Source organism: Acinetobacter sp. YH12211, from assembly GCF_013418015.1.
Lineage (GTDB): Bacteria > Pseudomonadota > Gammaproteobacteria > Pseudomonadales > Moraxellaceae > Acinetobacter > Acinetobacter towneri.
In genome coordinates, this window is the sequence record NZ_VPCW01000002.1 from 42088 (window position 1) to 63631 (window position 21544).

General features: G+C 41.8%; 16 protein-coding genes. 12 read left to right on the plus strand and 4 right to left on the minus strand.

The window, feature by feature from the left end; genetic code table 11:
• Nucleotides 1-9: 9 nt before the first annotated feature.
• Nucleotides 10-2703, minus strand: a complete 2694-nt coding sequence (alaS, locus tag FTU98_RS01225) for an alanine--tRNA ligase (protein WP_171062554.1) — start codon at nucleotides 2701-2703, stop codon at nucleotides 10-12.
• 462 nt (nucleotides 2704-3165) lie between these two features.
• On the opposite strand from alaS, the gene FTU98_RS01230 reads away from it, so the two are divergent.
• From FTU98_RS01230 to FTU98_RS01255, 6 genes are all read left to right on the plus strand, one after another.
• Entirely contained in the window at nucleotides 3166-4200 is a 1035-nt protein-coding gene (locus FTU98_RS01230; RefSeq protein WP_004971581.1) for a type I glyceraldehyde-3-phosphate dehydrogenase, read from the plus strand.
• Between the two features lie 135 nt (nucleotides 4201-4335).
• Nucleotides 4336-4650, plus strand: a complete 315-nt coding sequence (locus FTU98_RS01235; protein ID WP_004971580.1) for a hypothetical protein — start codon at nucleotides 4336-4338, stop codon at nucleotides 4648-4650.
• 165 nt (nucleotides 4651-4815) lie between these two features.
• Nucleotides 4816-5982: an ATP phosphoribosyltransferase regulatory subunit gene (locus FTU98_RS01240; RefSeq protein WP_096901061.1), complete on the plus strand. Its 1167-nt coding sequence runs from the start codon at nucleotides 4816-4818 to the stop codon at nucleotides 5980-5982.
• Nucleotides 5983-6051: 69 nt separating this feature from the next.
• Entirely contained in the window at nucleotides 6052-7371 is a 1320-nt protein-coding gene (locus FTU98_RS01245) for an adenylosuccinate synthase (protein ID WP_004971574.1), read from the plus strand.
• A 238-nt stretch (nucleotides 7372-7609) separates the two neighbouring features.
• Nucleotides 7610-7918 carry a hypothetical protein gene (locus FTU98_RS01250; RefSeq protein ID WP_004971573.1) on the plus strand — a complete coding sequence of 103 codons (309 nt, stop codon included), beginning with the start codon at nucleotides 7610-7612 and terminating at the stop codon, nucleotides 7916-7918.
• A gap of 156 nt (nucleotides 7919-8074) precedes the next feature.
• Nucleotides 8075-8857, plus strand: a complete 783-nt coding sequence (locus tag FTU98_RS01255; RefSeq protein ID WP_004971571.1) for a M48 family metallopeptidase — start codon at nucleotides 8075-8077, stop codon at nucleotides 8855-8857.
• 168 nt (nucleotides 8858-9025) lie between these two features.
• Here the strand turns inward: FTU98_RS01255 and FTU98_RS01260 are convergent, their stop codons facing one another.
• Both FTU98_RS01260 and crp read right to left on the minus strand, forming a co-directional pair.
• Nucleotides 9026-10075, minus strand: coding sequence for an NADP(H)-dependent aldo-keto reductase (locus FTU98_RS01260; RefSeq protein WP_096901060.1), 1050 nt, complete (start codon nucleotides 10073-10075; stop codon nucleotides 9026-9028).
• A 204-nt stretch (nucleotides 10076-10279) separates the two neighbouring features.
• Nucleotides 10280-10984 (minus strand): cAMP-activated global transcriptional regulator CRP, encoded by a 705-nt coding sequence (gene crp, locus FTU98_RS01265; RefSeq protein ID WP_167845925.1) that lies wholly within the window; start codon nucleotides 10982-10984, stop codon nucleotides 10280-10282.
• Nucleotides 10985-11132: 148 nt separating this feature from the next.
• Between crp and FTU98_RS01270 the strand changes: the two genes are divergently transcribed.
• The 3 genes from FTU98_RS01270 (at nucleotide 11133) to FTU98_RS01280 (ending at nucleotide 15958) form a co-directional block, all read left to right on the plus strand.
• On the plus strand, nucleotides 11133-11555 hold the full coding sequence (locus FTU98_RS01270) for an OsmC family protein (protein WP_004971563.1): 423 nt from the start codon (nucleotides 11133-11135) through the stop codon (nucleotides 11553-11555).
• Nucleotides 11556-11866: 311 nt separating this feature from the next.
• A complete protein-coding gene (gene clpB / locus FTU98_RS01275) occupies nucleotides 11867-14446 on the plus strand; it encodes an ATP-dependent chaperone ClpB (RefSeq protein ID WP_180050152.1) in 2580 nt (859 codons plus the stop codon).
• Between the two features lie 228 nt (nucleotides 14447-14674).
• Nucleotides 14675-15958 (plus strand): DUF945 family protein, encoded by a 1284-nt coding sequence (locus FTU98_RS01280; RefSeq protein WP_179995349.1) that lies wholly within the window; start codon nucleotides 14675-14677, stop codon nucleotides 15956-15958.
• A gap of 73 nt (nucleotides 15959-16031) precedes the next feature.
• Here FTU98_RS01280 and rlmKL read toward each other — a convergent pair whose 3' ends face one another.
• Nucleotides 16032-18236 carry a bifunctional 23S rRNA (guanine(2069)-N(7))-methyltransferase RlmK/23S rRNA (guanine(2445)-N(2))-methyltransferase RlmL gene (rlmKL, locus tag FTU98_RS01285; protein WP_004971555.1) on the minus strand — a complete coding sequence of 735 codons (2205 nt, stop codon included), beginning with the start codon at nucleotides 18234-18236 and terminating at the stop codon, nucleotides 16032-16034.
• 384 nt (nucleotides 18237-18620) lie between these two features.
• Here rlmKL and FTU98_RS01290 point away from each other — a divergent pair, with 384 nt between their 5' ends.
• From FTU98_RS01290 to FTU98_RS01300, 3 genes are all read left to right on the plus strand, one after another.
• The gene (locus FTU98_RS01290) at nucleotides 18621-19001 is read left to right on the plus strand and encodes a hypothetical protein (RefSeq protein ID WP_168542516.1); all 381 of its coding nucleotides are present in this window, start codon (nucleotides 18621-18623) and stop codon (nucleotides 18999-19001) included.
• Between the two features lie 230 nt (nucleotides 19002-19231).
• Entirely contained in the window at nucleotides 19232-20248 is a 1017-nt protein-coding gene (locus tag FTU98_RS01295; protein ID WP_004971550.1) for an aspartate carbamoyltransferase catalytic subunit, read from the plus strand.
• A gap of 10 nt (nucleotides 20249-20258) precedes the next feature.
• On the plus strand, nucleotides 20259-21494 hold the full coding sequence (locus tag FTU98_RS01300) for a dihydroorotase (protein WP_180050156.1): 1236 nt from the start codon (nucleotides 20259-20261) through the stop codon (nucleotides 21492-21494).
• Nucleotides 21495-21544 lie beyond the last annotated feature (50 nt).

Below are 21544 nucleotides of genomic sequence, written 5' to 3' on the forward strand. Positions count from 1 at the left end.
AAAGTGAGATTATTTTGCCGCAAGCCAAGCAGTTAAACCTGCCATCACCGTTGCAAAGTTCTCGTTAAGTGGCGCGCCACCTTGTGCCAAATCAGGTTTACCACCACCTTTACCACCTAGTTCTGTAGCCAAGTGTTTGATGATGTCTCCTGCTTTAATCGTAGCAGTAAAGTCTGGTGCAACAGAAGCGATTAAGCTGACTTTATCGCCTTCTACACCTGCAAGTACAATCACTGCTTGGTCGAGTTTGGATTTTACACCGTCGTGCAAATTACGCAGTGATTTTGCATCCATATTTTGTACAGTGGTAATGAGCGTGGTACGTCCAGCAAGTTCTTGTACTTGACTTAAAAGTTCAGCTGCTTGGAAGTGCGCTAATTTTTGATTGAGCTGTTCAATCTGCTTTTGAAGGCTAGATGCTGTATCGACCAATGTATTCACTTTTTCTAAAGTTTGGTCTTTTTGTGCTTTCAACAAAGCATTGATGCTGTTGATATCGCGTTCAGTTTTTTGAACGGCTTCAACGGCTTTGCTGCCTGTAATTGCTTCAATACGACGTACACCAGCTGCAACACCACCTTCAGAGATGATTTTGAACAGACCAATATCACCTGTACGTTTCACGTGAATACCGCCACAAAGTTCAATGGAGAAGTTTTTATCTTCAATGATTGAACCCATAGAAAGTACGCGAACTTCATCGCCATACTTTTCACCAAATAGCATCATTGCGCCTTTGGCTTTGGCTGCTTCAATATCCAGTAATTCAGTAGAAACTGCGGTATTGGCAATGACTTCTGCATTTACCAAACGCTCAATTTCTTGCAATTGTTCAAATGACACAGGTTGGTCATTGGCAAAGTCAAAACGTAAAATATCAGAAGCAACCAACGAACCTTTTTGCTGTACGTGTGCACCTAAAACTTGACGTAGGGCAGCGTGCAATAAGTGTGTTGCAGAGTGGTTGCGTGCAGTAGCTTCGCGGATGTCTGCTTTTACAATCGCTTCCACCGCTTGCGCAGCTTTTAAACTGCCCATGGTAACAATACCTTGATGAACAAAAGCACCGCCAGATTTTTTGGTGTCTTGAACTTCAAAAATACCTGTTTCGTTTTTGAATAGACCTGTATCACCAATCTGACCACCGCTTTCTGCATAGAACGGGGTTTGATTGAGTACGATTAAAGCTTCATCGCCTTCAACTACTTCATCGACTTGTTCGCCATCTTTATAAATAGCCACAATTTGACCCTGACCAGTCGTTGCGTCATAGCCATCAAATTGAGTTTCACCTTCAACTTTTACAATTGAGTTGTAGTCAACTGCAAATTTACCTGCATCGCGTGCACGTTGACGTTGCGCTGCCATTTCAACTTCAAAGCCTGCTTCGTCAATGGTCAAGTCGCGTTCACGTGCAATATCTGCCGTTAAATCTGTTGGGAAGCCGTAAGTGTCATATAGTTTAAATACCACTTCACCAGGAATGACCGAGCCTTTAAGCTGTGCCAATTCACCTTCAAGCAATTTCAAACCTTGCTCAAGCGTTTTGGCAAATTGTTCTTCTTCTTTTAGAAGTTGCGCTTCAATACGCGCTTGATTTGCTGCAAGTTCAGGATAAGCTTGACCCATTACTTCAATTAAAGGCTGAAGCATTTTGTGGAAGAATGAACCTGTTGCGCCAAGCTTGTTGCCGTGACGTACTGCACGACGAATAATACGACGCAATACATAACCACGACCTTCATTCGATGGATTCACGCCATCGGCAATTAGGAAGCAGCAAGAACGAGCGTGGTCAGCAACTACTTTGAGTGAAGCAGGGTAGTCTACAGGCTTGCCAGTTTGCTGTGCAGTTACTTCAAGAGCAGTCGTGTCTAAACCAATAATCTGTGCTGCATTTTTGAGTAAGTGCTGGAACAGATCAATTTCGTAGTTAGAGTTGACGTGTTGCAATACTGCAGAAATACGCTCCAAGCCCATGCCTGTATCTACAGACGGTGCTGGAAGTGGGTGCAATACGCCATCTGCAGTACGGTTAAACTGCATGAATACGTTGTTCCAGATTTCAATGAAACGGTCGCCATCTTCTTCTAGTGTGCCTGGTAAACCGCCCCAAATATGATCGCCATGATCATAGAAAATTTCAGAACACGGACCGCAAGGACCTGTATCACCCATTGCCCAGAAGTTGTCTGAAGCATATTGGCCGCCTTTGTTATCGCCAATACGGATAATACGAGAAGCATCTAAACCAATTTCTTTGTTCCAGATGTCAAATGCTTCATCATCGGTGTGGTAAACCGTGGCATATAAACGGTCTTTTGGTAGCGCTAACCATTGTTCACTGGTTAAAAATTCCCAAGCAAATTTAATTGCATCACGTTTGAAATAATCACCAAACGAGAAGTTACCTAACATTTCAAAGAAAGTATGGTGACGTGCGGTATAACCCACATTGTCTAAATCGTTATGTTTACCGCCTGCACGCACACATTTTTGTGACGATACAGCACGTACATAATCACGTTTTTCTAACCCAAGGAAACAGTCTTTAAACTGGTTCATACCTGCATTGGTAAATAACAGGGTTGGGTCATTGGCGGGTACTAGAGAACTCGATGCGACACGTGTATGCCCTTGCGATTCAAAGTAACGCAAAAATGCTTCACGAATTTCAGCTGATGTCATAAAACGAGTACTCACAACCAAGTCACTCCATAATTTCCGATTGGGCTAAACGCAAGACAGTCTGACAAAAATAATTCTTTTGCTGTCATGCAGGCTTAAAATTTTAAAAACGCCAAATTATAACGGAAAAAGCCATTATCACCAATCATTTTAGTGTGAATAGATGACAATTCTGACGCAAACTTGGTTGCGATTACGCAGAATAAATCTTTGCAATAGAAGATGATGAACATTTACATTCAAAGTAAGCGTTTACTGTAGGTCACGGAGTATGCCGAACTGCCATAAAGTAGAATACAAAATTTAAGAAAACGTAAATGTAAGCTAGAAAGTCAAAGCTGATATTTTTGATTTGCCGAATTAAACAACAAATTGCGTGAAAATTCGCAGAATTGATCTGATTTTTTTCAGTAAGGCCTCAAAATCTATTAACATAGTCTGTGCTTAAATTTTGATTTCATTATGAAAGGATCGGTCATGCAACGAGTGGCAATCAATGGCTTTGGTAGAATCGGGCGCAATGTGCTGCGGGCTTGGTTTGAAAATCCCAAAGACTTTCATTTTGAAATCGTCGCCATAAATGACATTGCCGATGTAGAAACCTTGGTTCATTTATTTAAATACGACAGTACCCATGGTCGTTTTAAAGGGCAGGTGGAAATTAGCCTTGAAAATGAACAGATTTTTTTGAATATTTCTGCAGGTTTGGCGCAATTAAAAGTTCAGGTGTTGAATCAGGCTCAACCTGCACAGTTGCCGTGGCAAGCTTTAAATGTAGATGTGGTATTGGAATGCACAGGGTTGTTTCGTTCCCGCGAGGCGGCAACGCAGCATATTACTGCGGGCGCCAAACGTGTGATTATTGGCGCTGCACCATTCGATACTGTAGATGCTGCGATTGTTTATGGTGTCAATCATCACGAAGTCAAAAATACTGACCAAATTATTTCCAGTGTGTCTTGCACCACGCAGGCTTTAGTACCACTGGTTAAAATTATTGATGACGCTTTTGGAATTGATACCGCATTAATGACTGAAATTCATGCAGTCACAGCCGATCAAACTGTATTGGATCAGGCGCATCGCGATTTACGTCGTGCGCGTGCATCAGGGCAAAATATTATTCCTACAACTTCATCTGCCTTGGGTGCATTAAAACAAGTCATGCCAAAAATGGCAGATCGGATTGATGGTTACTCGATTCGTGTACCGACCATTAATGTTGCAGCTATTGATTTAACTTTTATTTCTCAGTCACCAATTACGGTGCACAAATTGAATCAGGTGTTGTGTGCTTCGGCAGCGCATGATTATGCCGAAATTATGCAAGTGACCGATGAGCCTTTGGTATCGAGCGACTTTAACCATTCACCTTATTCTTTAATTGTCGATTTAAGTCAAACCATGGTCGTGGGTCATCAAGCCAAAGTTTTTGCGTGGTATGACAACGAGTGGGGTTATGCCAACCGTTTACTAGATTTGTGTGAATCTTTTAGTCAGCGGGCGGTGTAAGCGGCTACTTTTTAAGACATATACAAAGTGTGAAAAGCGTGTAATAGTGATGACAGATTTTACACTTCGTATTCACGGTTAATTCACTGATTGATATAACAAAGTTTGCATAGAAAATTTGAATAGAGTAGTGGCATGATGATTATTTTATTGTGGGGATTTATTTTTTTGCTGGCACTTGCCGTCATTTTTCTGATTTGGTTGCAGTTTAAAAATCAGGCAGACAGCAGCAGTGATGTGCAGCATCAACAGCAAGTCGAGCAAAAAGTATTACATTTAGAAGAGCATCTAAAAAAGACGTTGGAGATTATGCAAGATTTGGCCAAAAAGATGCAGGTTCAGCAAGATGCACTCGATAAAACCGTGCAAAAAACCGCACAGCTTGAAATGCAAAATGCTGAGTTGGTCAGTTTATTGGCAAAGGCGGTGAAATCAAATCAGGACTTTTAAATGATGGCTTTGAAAGATGTGGTGTATTCATATTTTTTTACCGCATATTTCAGAAAAAGTCAGGTGCATGAGCAAAAGTATCATGCTAAACTAGGAGAAATCGGGTGTGCTCCCGATTTTTTTATGCGGATTCGTTCCGCGCAAACAAGAATTTAGGTTTACAACATGCCCATTTCAGAGACATGGTTATTACCTGATGGTGTAGCTGATGTATTACCAGAACAAGCGCAAGTGATTGAAAGCTTGCGTCGTAAGTCACTGGATTTCCTCGCATCTCGAGGTTATCAGTTGGTGTACACGCCATTCATAGAATACATTGAATCTCTATCTTCTCTTTCAGAATCGAATCAAGATTTAGACCTTGCCACATTTAAAGTGATCGACCAACTTTCAGGTCGTTTGCTGGGTGTTCGTGCCGATATGACACCACAAGTGGCGCGTATTGATGCGCATGTACATCCTGTAGATGGCATTGCACGTTACTGCTATGCAGGTACGGTTTTACATACCAAACCACAAGGTTTTAATACCACACGTGCACCATTGCAATTGGGTGCAGAGTTATTTGGTTCAGACAGCATTGATGCCGATGTAGAAATGGTTGATCTGATGCTCAGCTTGCTAAAAGAAGCAGGTTTGGCAGAAGGTGTGCATTTAGACTTGGGTCATGTCGGCTTGTTCCGTAGCTTGGTTAAACAAGCAGAATTAAGCAAAGCCACTGAACGTCAATTGTCAGATTTATATCAGCGTAAAGCATTGCCTGAATTGGCAGAATTTACCCAAGATTTAAATTTCGGTTCAGATTTTTATGCTTTAGGTCGCTATGCCAGTGATTTAACTGCTTTGCAGGCTCATTTAAGTGCTGATGTGTTGGAAAATACCGAATTTAAGCAAGCGTTTGAAGCCGTGAAAGCAACACAAGCTGAAATTCAGGCACGTTGGCCAAACTTGCATATTGGTATTGATGTGGTTGAGCTGCGTTCTTATCACTATCACACAGGTTTAATGTATGCAGTGTATGCGCCAAATCGTGCTGCACCATTGGCACAAGGCGGTCGTTATGATGGCATTGGTCAGCATTTCGGACGTGCGCGCCCTGCAACAGGTTTCTCTTGTGACTTGTTTGTATTAAGTGCAGGTCGTTTTGAATCATCGTCTGTTGTTGTTGCGCCTAAAGGCTCACAACCTGATTTAATTGCTGCTATTCAAAACACACGTGCGCAAGGCTTTAGTGTAATTCAATTGTTGGGTAATGATGATTTAAACTCGGTTCCATACGCAACGCACCAATTGGTTCTTGCAAATGGTGAGTGGACAGTCGAAAAAATTTAATCGCCAAGGCATGTTTCATGTTACAGGTCTTGGTTTTCAATTTTAACAGCATGATGTAATGAGGCTATTATGGGCAAGAATGTTGTGGTACTTGGTACCCAATGGGGCGACGAAGGTAAAGGTAAGATCGTCGACCTGCTCACAGATCAGGCGGCGGCAGTCGTTCGTTATCAAGGCGGACACAACGCAGGCCATACTCTCGTGGTTGGTGGTAAGAAAACTGTATTACACCTCATTCCATCAGGTATTTTACGTGAAAACGTACTGTGCTTAATTGGTAATGGTGTAGTACTTTCTCCTGAAGCACTCATTAAAGAAATGGGTATTTTGGAACAAGAAGGCGTGCCAGTGAAAGAGCGTTTACGTATTTCACCAAACTGTCCGCTTATTTTGCCGAACCACATTGCACTTGACCAAGCACGTGAGAAAAAACGTGGTAATGCCAAAATTGGTACAACAGGTCGTGGTATTGGCCCAGCTTATGAAGACAAGGTTGCACGTCGTGCGATTCGTGTTGCTGACTTGGTTCGTGGCGGTGAAGCACTACGCGCTCAATTGACTGAATTATTGGACTATCACAACTTCCAATTGACACAATACTACGGTGTTGAAGCAGTTCAGTTAGATGAAGTTTTAGCGCTATGTGACCAATGGCGTGAAGTGATTGCACCATTAGTGGTTGATGTAACGACTGAAATTCATAATTACCGTAAAAACGGTGACAACATTATGTTTGAAGGTGCGCAAGGTTCATTACTTGATGTTGACCACGGTACTTATCCGTATGTGACTTCATCGAATACAACTGCGGGCGGTGTAAGCTCTGGTTCAGGCTTAGGTCCATTACATTTAGACTACGTTTTAGGGATTACCAAAGCTTATACCACACGTGTAGGTGCAGGCCCATTCCCAACTGAGTTGGTGTATGACGCAGCAAATGACGTAGGTGATGCGATTGGTAAACACTTAGGTACTGTGGGTCACGAGTTCGGTGCTTCTACAGGTCGTCAACGTCGTTGTGGTTGGTTTGATGCCGAAATTTTACGTCGTTCAGTCGATGTAAACTCACTGTCTGGTATCTGCTTGACCAAGTTAGACGTATTGGACGGTTTAGAAGAAATCAAAATCTGCGTAGGTTATGAAAATACCGATTCAGGTTGTGTAGGTTCTTCTGATGCGCTTGCATACGAAAACTTAAAGCCAATTTATGAAACAATGCCAGGTTGGTCTGAATCAACTGTGGGCGCGACCAGTGTAGAACAATTGCCTGAAAATGCAGTGAACTACATCAAACGTCTTGAGCAGTTAATTGAATGTCCAATCGATATTATTTCTACAGGTCCAGACCGCGCAGAAACTATCGTATTACGTCATCCATTTGATGCTTAAGTCGTTGTGCTTTAGCATAGCATTTAAGCTCTGATGATGTATTCAGCCCTGTCTAAATGATGGGGCTTTTTATTGCTGTTGTTTCAGTTTCAATAGCGACTCATTTTTGGAAACATTATAGATGATGCTGAGTGAGTTGTTTTTTCAAGACTAAAGTTGCAGATGACTGGCGCTGTGCAGAGCAGGGTGGCTTGTTACAATGGCTTTAGAAAATTAAATTTAATTAAGGTTATGCAGGATGCATAAAAATATTACCAGTACGATTTTTTATTCTTTATTGTTTGCGATGGGCGGCGCACCGACCATTGCCATGATGCTGATTTTATCGCAAAAGCATGATCCGAATATTATGTATCAGGCATTTATTGGTTTAAGCGTTATTTTTGCCTGTATTTTGGTGCCACTGATTCTGATTCAAAATGCTTACCTACTCTACAAACGCAAAAATCCAGAAATGGAAGAAAAAGTAGAAGTAGTGTCTAAAATTTACTTGGGTTTAAATGTTTTCTGTTTAGTATTTTGGTTGTGTTATCAATTTCTTTACTAGGGTAGTGATTGATCGCTCAGACATACAATCTGTACACAGCTTAGGCGTTGTTTACATAAATGATATGTTTATGAAGTGATTATAGATTTAAAGCCTTGAATTGATTTCATATAATTGATTGGTATGAAGATAGCTCGCAAGGCGGAGATTATTATAATGAACAAAAAACTGATGTTAAGTTTATGTGCCGCAGGCGCAATCACAGTTTCAGGGTGTACGACTGTTGCAGACATGGCGGGTGCAGATACTGCGACCTTAAATGCAACTGCTACCAAAAGCTATAATGAAATGGTGCAAGACGCACGCAATAAAAATCAGTTAGACACAAGCTCCACCACGTATAAACGTATCAATACTGTGTTTCAGCGTTTGATTCCACATGCCAATCAAATGAACCAAACAGGTCAGCCTTTCCAGTGGCAATTGGCGGTACTTAAGTCTGATCAAGTCAATGCTTTTGTCGCACCTGGTGGTAAAGTGGTGTTCTACACTGGTATTGTGAATAAACTGAATTTAACTGATGCTGAAATTGCCGCAATTATGGGGCATGAAATGGTGCATGCTTTAGAAGAACACGCGAAAAGTAAAATTGGTGCACAGGCTTTAACCAATATTGCCTTGAACGTAGGTTTAAGTGCGGCAGGCAATAACGTTGGTCAATTGGGTGCAGCAGCAGCGCAATTGGGTACCCAAATTGGGATTGGCTTGCCATATTCACGTAATTTGGAAAGTCGTGCCGATCAGGGTGGTTTAATGCTGATGGCGCGTGCAGGTTATAACCCACAAGCTGCAATTACCCTTTGGGAAAAAATGAACAAGCTTGAAGGTGGCGGCGGTGCGTCCTTCTTATCGACTCACCCATCGAACAGTCAGCGTATTGAAGCAATGCGTAAAAACTTGCCAGCAGCACAAGCGCTATATAACCAAAGTCGTCGTTAAGATGACCTCAGCCAGTTCAACTGGTTAAGATAAAACACAAAAAAGATGCGCATGGTTTTATGCGCATCTTTTTTTTGAAGACTTTTTGACTTTAAACAGCATAAAAATGATGAGTTATTGCTGAGTTCATATTTTTAATTTCATTTTAAAGCAGTGCTTAAAATAAAATTAGGGCGCTGGATTGGGTTGTTGACGATGAATGGCTTCAATGCCTTGTAAAATTTCATCTGATAAGGTGATGTCAAAGGCATCAATATTTTCTTTGAGTTGCGCCATATTCGTCGCGCCAATAATGGTACTTGTCACAAAAAATTGCTGCTTGATAAATGCCAGCGCCAGTTGCGTCAAACTCAAGCCGTGTTGTTCTGCAAGTTGGGCGTATTGCTCGGTTGCCCATTCGCTTTGTGGATTACTGTAACGGCTAAAACGTGAATATAGCGTGACACGTGCATTGGCAGGGCGTGCGCCATGACGGAATTTACCAGTTAAATAACCAAAAGCCAAAGGTGAGTAGGCGAGTAGTCCAACACCTTCATAATGGGCAATTTCAGACATACCAATTTCATAAGTACGATTCAGCAGGTTATACGGATTTTGTACGCTAACAAATTTGCTTAATCCTAACTGTTCTGCCAAGTGTAAAAACTTCATGGTGCCCCACGGGGTTTCATTCGACAGCCCAATATAGCGAATCCGTCCTTTTTGAATTTCTTGTTGCAATGCGGTTAAGGTTTCAGCAAGATCGGTTATTTCTTGCGTATTTTGTGCTTCTTGGTTGCCATAACCGAGTTTGCCAAAAAAGTTGGTTGGACGCTGCGGCCAGTGCAGTTGGTATAAGTCGATATAGTCGGTTTGCAGACGTTTTAAATTACCATCTAGCGCAGAATGAATATCCTGCGCATTAAAGCGGGTTTTGCCATCTCGTATATGGCTACCACCTTGTGATGGTCCTGCAATTTTAGAGGCGAGAAATATTTTGTCACGTCCGCCACGTTGGTGCAGCCAGTGACCAATCATGGTTTCAGTTGCCCCTTGGGTTTCTACTTTAGGTGGAACAGGGTACATCTCTGCGGTATCCCAAAAATATAAGCCTCGTTCTAGTGCATAATCGAGTTGTTGAAAGGCTTCTTGCTGGGTATTTTGTTCACCAAATGTCATGGTGCCTAAACAGATTTCTGGAACTAGAATGCCTGTTTTTGCCAAAGGTCTAAATTGCATCTTAGCATCTCGCTTAACATTGTCTTTATGAAGTCATGTCCTAAGAGGCTAAACCATTTTGAGCCGCTTGTGGCAGTTAAAATTGCTGATGCTTTGTAATGGTCGTAAGAATTATATTTTTATAGTTGAAAATGGCTATAAGTTATATACAGGCAATAAAAAAGCAAATCCGAAGATTTGCTTTTTGCTTAGCATGTGGATGGCTTATTCGTCATCAAAGTCGCCATCAGTGGCTTCATTTTGCTCCAAAGAAGCATCAAAAATCAGAATGGCTTTACCATCAGTTTCAATCATGCCTTGTTCTTCAAGTGTTTTTAGAACACGCCCGACCATTTCACGTGAACAGCCGACAATACGACCAATTTCTTGGCGTGTAATACGAATTTGACGACCGTTTGGCAAAATCATGGCTTCTGGTTGCGCAGAAAGATCAATCAAGCAACGTGCAATACGACCAGACACATCTATAAAGGCAAGGTCAGTTACCTTACGTGTAGTATTTTTTAAACGACGTACCAGCTGTGCAAAAACGGCATAGCTTAAGTCAGGATATTGTTTGCTGAGTTCGTGGAAGTTTTCATAAGTAATTTCTGCAATTTCACAGACATCACGAGTACGAACTTCTGCAGTACGTTGTGGATTCGATTCAAACAGACCCATTTCCCCAAAAAAGTCGCCTGGATTCAAATATGCCACAACAATTTCGCGATCATCATCTTCGCGAAGAATAATTGATACTGAACCTTTTAAAATCAAATATAACGATTTAGATTCAGTCCCCGCATCAACAATAGTTGTCCGTTTTGGATAACGGTTGATGTATGCACGTTTTAATAATGCTTTGACTGAGTCAGGCAGTTGTCCAGGGGACAATGCATCAGTGCTCAGCTGTGAAAAGTTTGAAGTCATGCTAACGGTTCCGAAAATGGATAAATAATAGATCGCACAAGACCTAGTCTGAACTTGTCACACAGTAGAGATGAAATTCCTTATCAACTCAAGTTATGTTAGTGTACAAATACCCGTGTCAATTTATAGTTTTTTTTAGGTAGTTGCAATGCAAACAAGTGTTCAGTGGTTAGAGAACGTTGCTTTTGAAGCCAAATCGGAAAGTGGTCATTCTGTGGTGATGGATGGATCTGCAGAATATGGCGGTGAAAACCGTGGTCCACGTCCTATGGAGTTAATCTTAATGGGACTTGGTGGTTGTGCTTCATTCGATATTGTGACTATTTTAAAGAAATCACGCCAAGAAGTGACGCATGTTGAATGTCAGTTAAAAGCAGAACGTGCCGATAGCATCCCTGCCGTGTTCACCAAAATTCATTTGCATTTTGTGGTCAAAGGCAAGGCTGTCAAGGAAAAGCAGGTTGCGAAGGCGGTTGAACTTTCAGCAGAAAAGTACTGTTCTGCCAGTAAAATGCTATCTGATGGTGGCGTCGAAATTAGCCATGATTTTGAAATTATTGAACAAGATTAAGCTTTGACTGATAGGTCATACAATGGTTGGTATATTTTGCCAATCATTGTAACTAAATATTTCAAATGGCATAAATAACAATCAAAAGCCTTTAATTGATTGATATGCAAGTGTATGTCAATGACTCAACTAAAATAAAAAATTACCAGACTAAACTTGAAATTTACTTTAATCAGTCCAATATTATTACTGAAATCTATCTGTTAATTTTAATTAAGATTTTGAAAAATATATAAAAAATTTAATTGAAATTTACGCCTGCGTTCCCATATATCCATCAAGTACACAATTTGTTGTGAGGAATAACAAGAATGCGTTTTGAAAAGTTTACCAACCGACTACAGCAAGCTTTATCCGATGCCCAATCTCTTGCGATAGGGAAAGATCATACTGCCATTGAAGGCATTCACTTATTGGCGACTTTGCTCGAAGAAGCCTCCAATGTCAGTTTATTACAACAAGCAGGCGTCAACCTACGTGATTTGCAAAGCAAATTACAGCAAGCGATTGCCGATGCACCGACTTTGGCCAATCCAACAGGCGATATCAACTTAAGTCCAGATGCGGTTAAAGCCTTGAATTTGGCTGACAGTTTTGCCCAAAAAGCAGGTGATGAGTTCTTGTCAACCGATTGGTTGATGCTGGGTTTGACCGAAGTGGGCGCGACCAAAACACTACTGAACAGTGTAGGCGTGACCTCAGATAGTTTGCGTAGCGTGATTGACAAAATTAGAGGGGATGAAAAAGTCATGAGCAATAATCACGAAGATCAACGTGACTCACTCAATAAATATACCATCGATTTAACCGAACGTGCGTTGGCGGGCAAGCTAGACCCTGTAATTGGTCGTGATGATGAAATTCGCCGTACCGTTCAGGTGTTGTCACGCCGTACCAAAAACAACCCAGTACTCATTGGTGAACCTGGTGTGGGTAAAACTGCGATTGTTGAAGGTTTGGCGCAGCGTATTGTGAATGGTGAAGTGCCTGAAAGTTTAAAAGGTAAACGTGTTTTATCTTTAGATTTGGGCTCATTGTTGGCAGGTGCGAAATATCGCGGTGAGTTTGAAGAACGCCTAAAAGCGGTCTTAAAAGACTTGGCGAAACAAGAAGGTGAAGTCATCTTATTTATTGATGAATTACACACACTTGTGGGTGCAGGTAAAGGCGATGGTGCCATGGATGCAGGCAATATGTTGAAACCTGCATTGGCGCGTGGCGAATTGCGCTGCGTCGGTGCCACTACTTTAGATGAGTATCGTCAATATATTGAAAAAGATGCGGCTTTAGAGCGTCGTTTCCAAAAAGTATTGGTCGATGAGCCAAGTGTAGAAGACACCATTGCAATTTTACGAGGTCTGAAAGAACGCTACGAAGTGCACCACGGGGTTAAAATTTTAGATTCGGCGATTATTGCCGCCGCTAAAATGTCGCACCGTTATATCACTGACCGTCAACTTCCCGACAAGGCAATTGATTTGGTGGATGAGGCAGCGTCACGGATTAAAATGGAGCTAGATTCTAAGCCTGAAGCCTTAGATAAATTAGAGCGCCGTTTAATTCAATTAAAACTGCAACTTGAAGCCGTGAAGAAAGATGAAGATGCAGGCAGCCGTGCTGAAGTTGCACATCTGGAAAAACAAATTATTGAAGTTCAAAATGAATACAATGATTTGGAAGAAGTTTGGAAAGCGGAAAAAACCTTGGTTGAAGGCACTAAGCAAATTCAGACTCAGCTTGATCAGGCACGTATGGCATTGCAAAAAGCGCAGCGTGAAAATGACTTGGCGGAAATGTCACGTTTACAATACGGTGTGATTCCTGAGTTGGAAAAACAACTGGCACAAGATGAGTTGGTTGAAGAGAAAGAAGAACCAAAATTATTGCGTAACAAAGTTACGGACAATGAAATTGCTGAAGTCGTGAGTGCTGCAACGGGCATTCCTGTATCGAAAATGCTGCAGGGTGAACGTGAAAAATTGCTACACATGGAAGATTTCTTGCATAACCGTGTGGTGGGGCAAGATGAAGCTGTGGTGGCGGTGTCGAATGCGGTACGTCGTTCACGCGCAGGTTTGTCTGATCCTAACCGTCCAAGTGGTTCGTTCCTGTTCCTTGGCCCAACAGGGGTAGGTAAAACAGAATTGACCAAAGCGTTAGCGAACTTCTTGTTTGACAGCGATGACGCCATGATTCGGATTGATATGTCTGAATTTATGGAAAAACACTCGGTCAGCCGTTTGGTCGGTGCGCCTCCAGGCTATGTCGGTTATGAAGAAGGTGGTGTATTAACCGAAGCAGTACGTCGTAAACCGTACAGTGTGGTGCTGTTTGATGAGGTGGAAAAAGCCCATCCAGACGTATTTAACATCTTGTTGCAGGTGTTGGATGACGGACGCCTAACCGACTCGCAAGGTCGCGTGGTGGACTTTAAGAACACTGTAATTGTGATGACTTCTAACTTGGGTTCACACGAAGTACGTGAATTGGGTGACAATCCAACACGTGAAGAAGTGCGTACCGTGGTCATGGCCGCAGTTTCACAACATTTCCGCCCTGAGTTTATTAACCGTATTGATGAGTTGGTGGTGTTCCATTCACTGGAAAAAGCACAAATTCGTGGCATTGCCGATATTCAATTGGATCGTTTACGTGCGCGTTTAAGCGAACGCGACTTGAGCTTGTCGATAGACGATACTGCATTTGATCAATTGATTGAAGCAGGTTTTGACCCAGTCTACGGTGCGCGTCCATTGAAACGTGCAATTCAGCAACAAGTGGAAAACACATTGGCGCAAAAAATCCTCGCAGGTGACTTTGTTGCAGGTGATACGATTTTAATTAAAGCTGAAAATGGTCATTTGCTGTTTGAAAAAATGAAACTCAGCTAATTGGCTATGTGTAAGCAACTTTTAAGAAACCCAGCTTCGGCTGGGTTTTTTATGACTGACAATTTAGGTCACATAAGTAAAATTTTTGGTGAAAAATGACAGCTATTTTTAATATTTTGTGATGAATATTATATTTAAGTGATTTATTTGCAAAACAATTATCTTTTTTAAAGAAGATTAATTATAATTTATTGTTCAATAAGAATAGATAAATTCTGAGCAGAATCTATGTCAAAAATAGTATGGGGTGGAATGGGGGTTGCAGTGTTGGCAGGAGCTGTCACTGCAGGAAATTTATATGCAGATAAGAGCCTGCGTGAGCATTATCAACAAAATTTAAATCCTGTACCCAATGTGAGCGTCCAATATACGGACTACGACATGGGGACTCTAACAGGTACTGCCAAATGGAAAATGACCATTATTGCAGACCCATGTAATGCTAAAGAAAAACTGGTGTTTCACGGACAAGATCAAATTCAGCGGACATGGAAAGGTTACCAAATTGATTCTAAAATGAATCTGGAACAAGGGCAGGGACAATTTTCCGAGTTCTTTCAGCAGCCTCTAAATGTGACAACGCAAGTGAATTGGTTGGGTGTATCGACCACGAAATTGAGCATACCTGCTATAGAGAAAAAAGAAGCAGGACTTGAAGCTAAATTTTCTCCTATGCAGATTGAGTTTCAGGCGAAACAAAGTCAGGGGCAGCAGAAAATTGTAAATATGAGTTTTGATGTGCCTCAATTGACGGTGCTGGATCAATTTGGACATCTTCAAGTAAAAGGCATGCAGTTTAAAACCAATCAGGCTTTGAATGTGCAGTCTTTAGAGCCGGGCTATTTCCAATTCAGTATTGCAGAAATGCAGCGTCAAGACCCAAAAGCAGTGGGTTCAGGCAAAATGAAAGACTTCAGTTGGCGTATGGATACTCAACTGCATGAGCGCACGGTAGATATTCAATCGAAATTTAAAATTGCCGAGTTAGGTTTAAATAATGTGCCTGCCATGCAAGACCTGCAAGTGAATTGGGATGTTAAAAACTTGCAGCGCAGTAAAATGCAGACGTTTCTTGATATTGTGCAAAAACAAAACAACTCATGCCTAGAAGCGGAAAACTTTGAGAAAGAAGTTCAACAAGCCTTGTTGGCTGTGATTAATGAGGGCTTTCAGTTCGAATCCAAGAAGAATCAGTTGAAATTAGGCACAGGCAGTATTCGGGCAGATTTGGTTGGTAAAGTGATGCCAGGGCATCAAACCACTGTAGAAGGCTTAGCGAAAATGTTCCCAAGTTTATTGGAAATGCAAACCGATGTGAGTTTTAACAAGCAAGTGGTCAAAACCATTATGAATAATTATATGAATGCTGCAGGTAAAAGCATGTCTGATCAAGAGTTGGAACAGATACTCAGTGCGATGCAAAGCAATCAGCAAATTCAACGTGATGGTGATGAATTTAAACTGTCGATGCATTATCAATATGGTGAAAAGAAGTTTTTAACTGGTCAATAATCTAGATACTGATCTACGATAAAACAAAGCCTGTTCAAATGAACAGGCTTTGTTGTATTGCCATATCGTTTATTTAAACAGGCGGGTGCTGAATTTTCCAAGCACGGTGGATTTTGGTGTTGCGTTTGAAATCTTGCCCAATGGTTTCATGGCTAATTTCCTGCACATCAAACATGGCTTCAATTTCTTCATCCATTTCAAAACCACGGTAGTTGTTGGAGAAGTACAGCGTTCCGCCTGTGGTTAAGCGGTTCATGGCACGCTTAATTAAAGAAACGTGGTCGCGTTGTACGTCAAATGTTCCGTAGAACTTTTTAGAGTTTGAGAAAGTTGGTGGGTCAATAAAGATCAGATCATATTGTTCATGACCTTCTTTGAGCCATTCAAAACAATCACTGGCAAAGAATTGATGTTGTTCATCGGCATGGTCTACCGTTAAACCATTCAATACAAAGTTTTCTTTAGACCAATTCAAATAAGTATTGGATAAATCGACGCTGGTGGTACTTGCTGCACCGCCAAGCGCGGCATGTAAACTTGCAGTTGAGGTATAACTGTATAAATTCAGGAAGTGCTTGCCACGTGCTTCTTTGGCAATACGTAAACGCATTTGACGATGGTCAAGGAACAAGCCTGTATCTAGGTAGTCGGTGAGGTTAACCAAAATTTTAGCCTGACCTTCTTGCACAATAAAACGCTTCGAGGCGGTACTTTGTTTGGTGTACTGGTTTTTACCTTCCTGACGGGCACGGGTTTTAATAAATACCGCATCGCGCCCTAAACCTGTGACAGCGCGAATGGCTTGTAAGGCAAGGTTAAAACGCTTTTTGGCTTTTTCAGGATCAATTTTTTTCGGCGGCGCATATTCCTGCACGTGCAAACGGTCGCCGTATAAATCGACTGCGACATTAAAGTCAGGTAAGTCTGCATCGTATAAACGCAGGCAATGCACATTTTCTTTCACCGCCCATTTTTTCAGGCTCTGCATGTTTTTTTGCAAACGGTTGGTGAAATCTTCTGCGCCTTCAATGGGTTCAAACTGTTGCGGTTGCCAATCTGCTAAGAATGGGCGTGCGAATGTTGCAGGTTTGATCGTACCAAAACGGACATAAATTGGCAGTTTACCGTTCATCAAACGTAAAATTTGCGGGTCATTGAAAGCCAACACATCGGCTTGTTCAACTTGGGCTGCAATGACGGCTGCTTTTTGATTTGGGAAATGCTTTTGCAAGAGGGCAGACAGACCCAAATATAAGGCACGGTTCGAGGCTTTATCGCCCAAACGCTCACCATAAGGTGGGTTGGTTACAATAAAGGCCTTTTTACCTTCGGCTTGAAAGTCGGGCCAGTCAGCCAAAGTACGTTCTTCAATTTGAATCTGATCGAGCAGACTTTCAAAACCTGCTGCAATAATATTTTGCTTGGTGGCTTTGACTGCTTCCCAGTCGGCATCGAAAGCATAAAATTTTGGCAATGGTTGTTGTAATGCAGTTTGATGGCGTTCAGCCGCTTCTGCTTTAATGCTCATCCATAATTCATGGTCGTGACCTTGCCAACCGTTAAAACCGAAACGACGTACCAAACCCGGTGCACGGTCAGTCAGCATCATCAATGCTTCAATAATAAACGTACCCGAACCACACATTGGGTCTAAAATAATGTCGGGTTGAATTTGTTGTAATTGACCTTTTTGCAGAATCGCTGCGGCAAGGTTTTCTTTAATTGGGGCATCGGTCATAAAACGACGATAGCCGCGTTTATGCAGTGAATCGCCAGATAAATCTAGGCAGTATGTATGTTCTTTTTTACCTGCCAACACGTATAAGGTAATTTCAGGCTGTTTGATGTCAATGCTTGGACGTTTGCCCACTGCATCCATAAATGAATCGACCACACCATCTTTAACGCGCAAGGTCGCAAATTGGCTGTTCACTTTAATGTCACGCTCTATATGCAAACGCACTGCAAAAGTACTTTGTGGTGCAAAAATCAGTGACCAGTCAAAGCTCAGCGCACCTTCATAAAGCTCTTCGGCTACATCGCGCGCGTCGTGACTAAATTCAATTTCGTGTGTGTGAATTGGTGTAAGGACACGTGAGGCTAAACGTGACCACATGCAGACACGATAGGCATTTTCGAGTGTGCCTTTGAAAATTAAACGACCCGGTAAACGTTCGATATTTTGAATACCTAAACCTTGCATTTCTTCTTGCAATAAGGTTTCAAGTCCATCTGCACAGGTGACCCAATATGTAGAAAGACGGGGTTTCGAATTCATGAAAATTTCCAAAAGCAATTCAGCAATCGGCTATTTTAACGTATTTTGTGTGGTAAAACTTAGTGATTTAGCCTGAATTCAGCAGAATTTTAAACAGTGTTGAATAAGCATCTTGGTTAAATTCTGCAGTCATCATTGATATAGCGAAAATTTACACATTAGATCTGAGTTAAGTTCATCACATTTTATGCTTAACGCTTTTTATTGGTTTTTAGATATCTGAATATTCACATGATTGGTACGCATCTTGCTAATACTTGGTGGCATGAGTTCAAGCTGCAAATACACATCGTATTTGCGTGCGTAAATGTGAGTTGCATACTAAACATCATGCAAATGAAAAAAGCATTTTAAAAGCAAAAAAATTTAAGGGGTTATATTCAGATGAGTACATTGCATGCGCTTGGTCAAAGTGAACTTTTTTCGGTTGCGACTTTAATTTATACCCGTTTAAGACGTGTGAGTGGACGTGTAATAGATGTGATGTATTTAGTGGAAAATACCGATTATGCACGTTATGTGGTGCAGTTAGCTTTGGCGACACAAGACGCCGAACTGCATCATCATATATCCCGTTTGGAAGCAATATTAGTGAAATTGGCACCGCAGTATGATCTTGGCAATGATATTCAAAATGATCTGAGCATAGATAAAAAAGAAGATAATGAGGAGCTAACAGACAGTTTAGAAGAGACGCACGAACCAACAGAAGAAGAAATTTATCAGGCACAGGTCGCACACCATTATATTGGTGCATTACGCTAGAAGGCATTTGGCGTCGAGCACTCGATTTGCTTCCAAAAAGATCTGAAATTTGAAGTGCAAAGAGAGTGCTGAGTTTTAGCAAGCGAGTTTTTTCATTGAAAGTCTAGATGTATTGCACTGACTTAATTTTTAAAATCATCTATTTCTTTTGTTGAAATCACGCCAACGGGCACTGCTTTGCCAAATCAATTTCTGTATAATGCGTTAACTTAACGTATAAGGAATCTCTCATGCATTTGGCGGCATTGCATACTCCGAGCCAGATTCAATTGAATAAAGATGGGCATTTAAAACACTTTTTAACCATCGAAGGTCTTTCCAAAGAAACCCTCACCCAAATTCTGGACACAGCACAGTCCTTTTTCAATGAACAAAACCAACTGATCACCAATAATTTGCTCGAAGGGCGCACGGTGATGAATTTGTTCTTCGAAAACTCTACTCGTACCCGCACCACATTTGAAGCCGCAGCCAAGCGTCTTTCTGCCAATGTACTCAATATTGATATTGCCCGTTCAAGTACCTCTAAAGGTGAAACTTTGCGTGACACTTTGTGGAACTTAGAGGCGATGGCTGCTGACATTTTTGTGGTGCGTCATTCATCTTCAGGTGCAGCACATTTTATTGCTAAAACGGTTTGCCCAAAGGTTGCCATTATTAATGCGGGTGATGGCCGTCATGCACATCCAACGCAAGCGATGTTGGATATGCTGACCATTCGCCGTGAAACCCAACGACCTTATGAAGAATTAAGTGTTGCGATTATTGGTGATATCAAACATTCACGCGTGGCGCGTTCCGATGTGGCTGCCTTGCAAACACTGGGCTGTAAAGACATTCGCGTGATTGCACCGAACACCTTGTTGCCCTACGGTTTTGATGAATATGGCGCAGGCGTGCGTTTATTTAACAAAATGGAAGAAGGCATTAAAGATTGCGACGTGATTATCACCCTGCGTATTCAAAATGAACGTATTGATTCGCCAGCACTTGCCTCACAAGCCGAATTCTACAAAATGTACGGTTTAAACAAAGAGCGTTTGGCGCTTGCAAAACCAAACTGTATTGTGATGCATCCTGGTCCAATGAACCGTGGTGTCGAAATTGATTCAAGCATTGCCGATGGGCCTCAATCGGTGATTTTAAATCAAGTAACCAACGGTATTGCGGTACGTATGGCGGTATTGGCCTTGGCGATGCAAGGTCAATTGCAAGAACAAGGTTTGATTGACGCGATTGCGGTATAAGGAAAAAGTCATGGCGATTGTAAAAATTGAAAATGTACGTGTGCTTGACCCAATCCAGCAAATTGACCGCGTACAAACGGTATATCTTGAAAATGGCAAGTTGGTTGCAGAAAGTGCAGATATTAGCGAAAGCATAGATGCCCAAGGTCAATGGCTCATGCCAACTATGGTCGATTTATGCGCACGTTTACGTGAACCTGGTCAGCAACAACATGGCACGCTCAAATCTGAAGGCAAGGCCGCACGTGAAAACGGAATTCTGCACTTATTTACGCCACCCGATTCTAAACCAATCGTGCAAGACAACGGTGCACTCATTCATGGTTTGGTCGAAAAAGCCATGTTGGATGGTGGCATTTATTTAGAAGTGATTGGTGCACAAACTCAAGGTTTAAACGGCAAGCAGCCTGCCAATATGGCGGGACTGAAAAAAGGCGGCTGTAGTGCAGTGTCCAATGCCAATGCACCTTTTGAAGATGATGATGTCGTGATTCGCACACTGGAATATGCTGCAGGTTTGGACATGACCGTGGTGTTCTATGCCGAAGAACCGCAAATTGCTAAAGATGGCTGTGTGCATGAAGGTTTTATTGCATCGCGTCAGGGCTTGCCTATGATTCCAACTTTGGCAGAAACCGTAGCGATTGCCAAATATTTGCTGATGATTGAAGCCACAGGTGTACGTGCGCATTTTGGCTTATTGTCTTGTGGTGCATCAGTTGAATTGATTCAACAAGCTAAAGCCAAAGGTTTACCTGTCACTTGCGATGTGGCGATGCATCAACTGCATTTAACCGATCAAATTATTGATGGTTTTAACTCGTTAGCGCATGTACGTCCGCCACTGCGCTCAGAGCAAGACAAAGCATTACTGCGTCAAGGTGTAAAAGATGGTGTGATTGATGCGATTTGTACTCATCATGAGCCGTTAAATAGCTCTGCAAAAATGGCACCATTTGCAGATACTTTGTCAGGTTTTACTGCATTTGATACTTATATTCCATTTGGGATTCAACTGATTCAGGAAGGTCTGTTCAGTCCATTGGAATGGGTAGAAAAAGTGACACTTGCACCTGCGCGTGTGGCAAAAATGCAAAGTCGTTGGGAACAAGAAGCAGGTTGGGTCTTGGTTGATCCTGAAGTGGAATGGACACTGAACAAAGAAACAATTGTGTCACAAGGTAAAAATACGCCTTTAATTAACCAAGTGGTGAAAGGCAAGGCATTACGCGTTTTTACAGCTTAATTTGCTCTGATTGATATTTTATTTTCAAGTTTAGATAAAAGTCAGCTTCG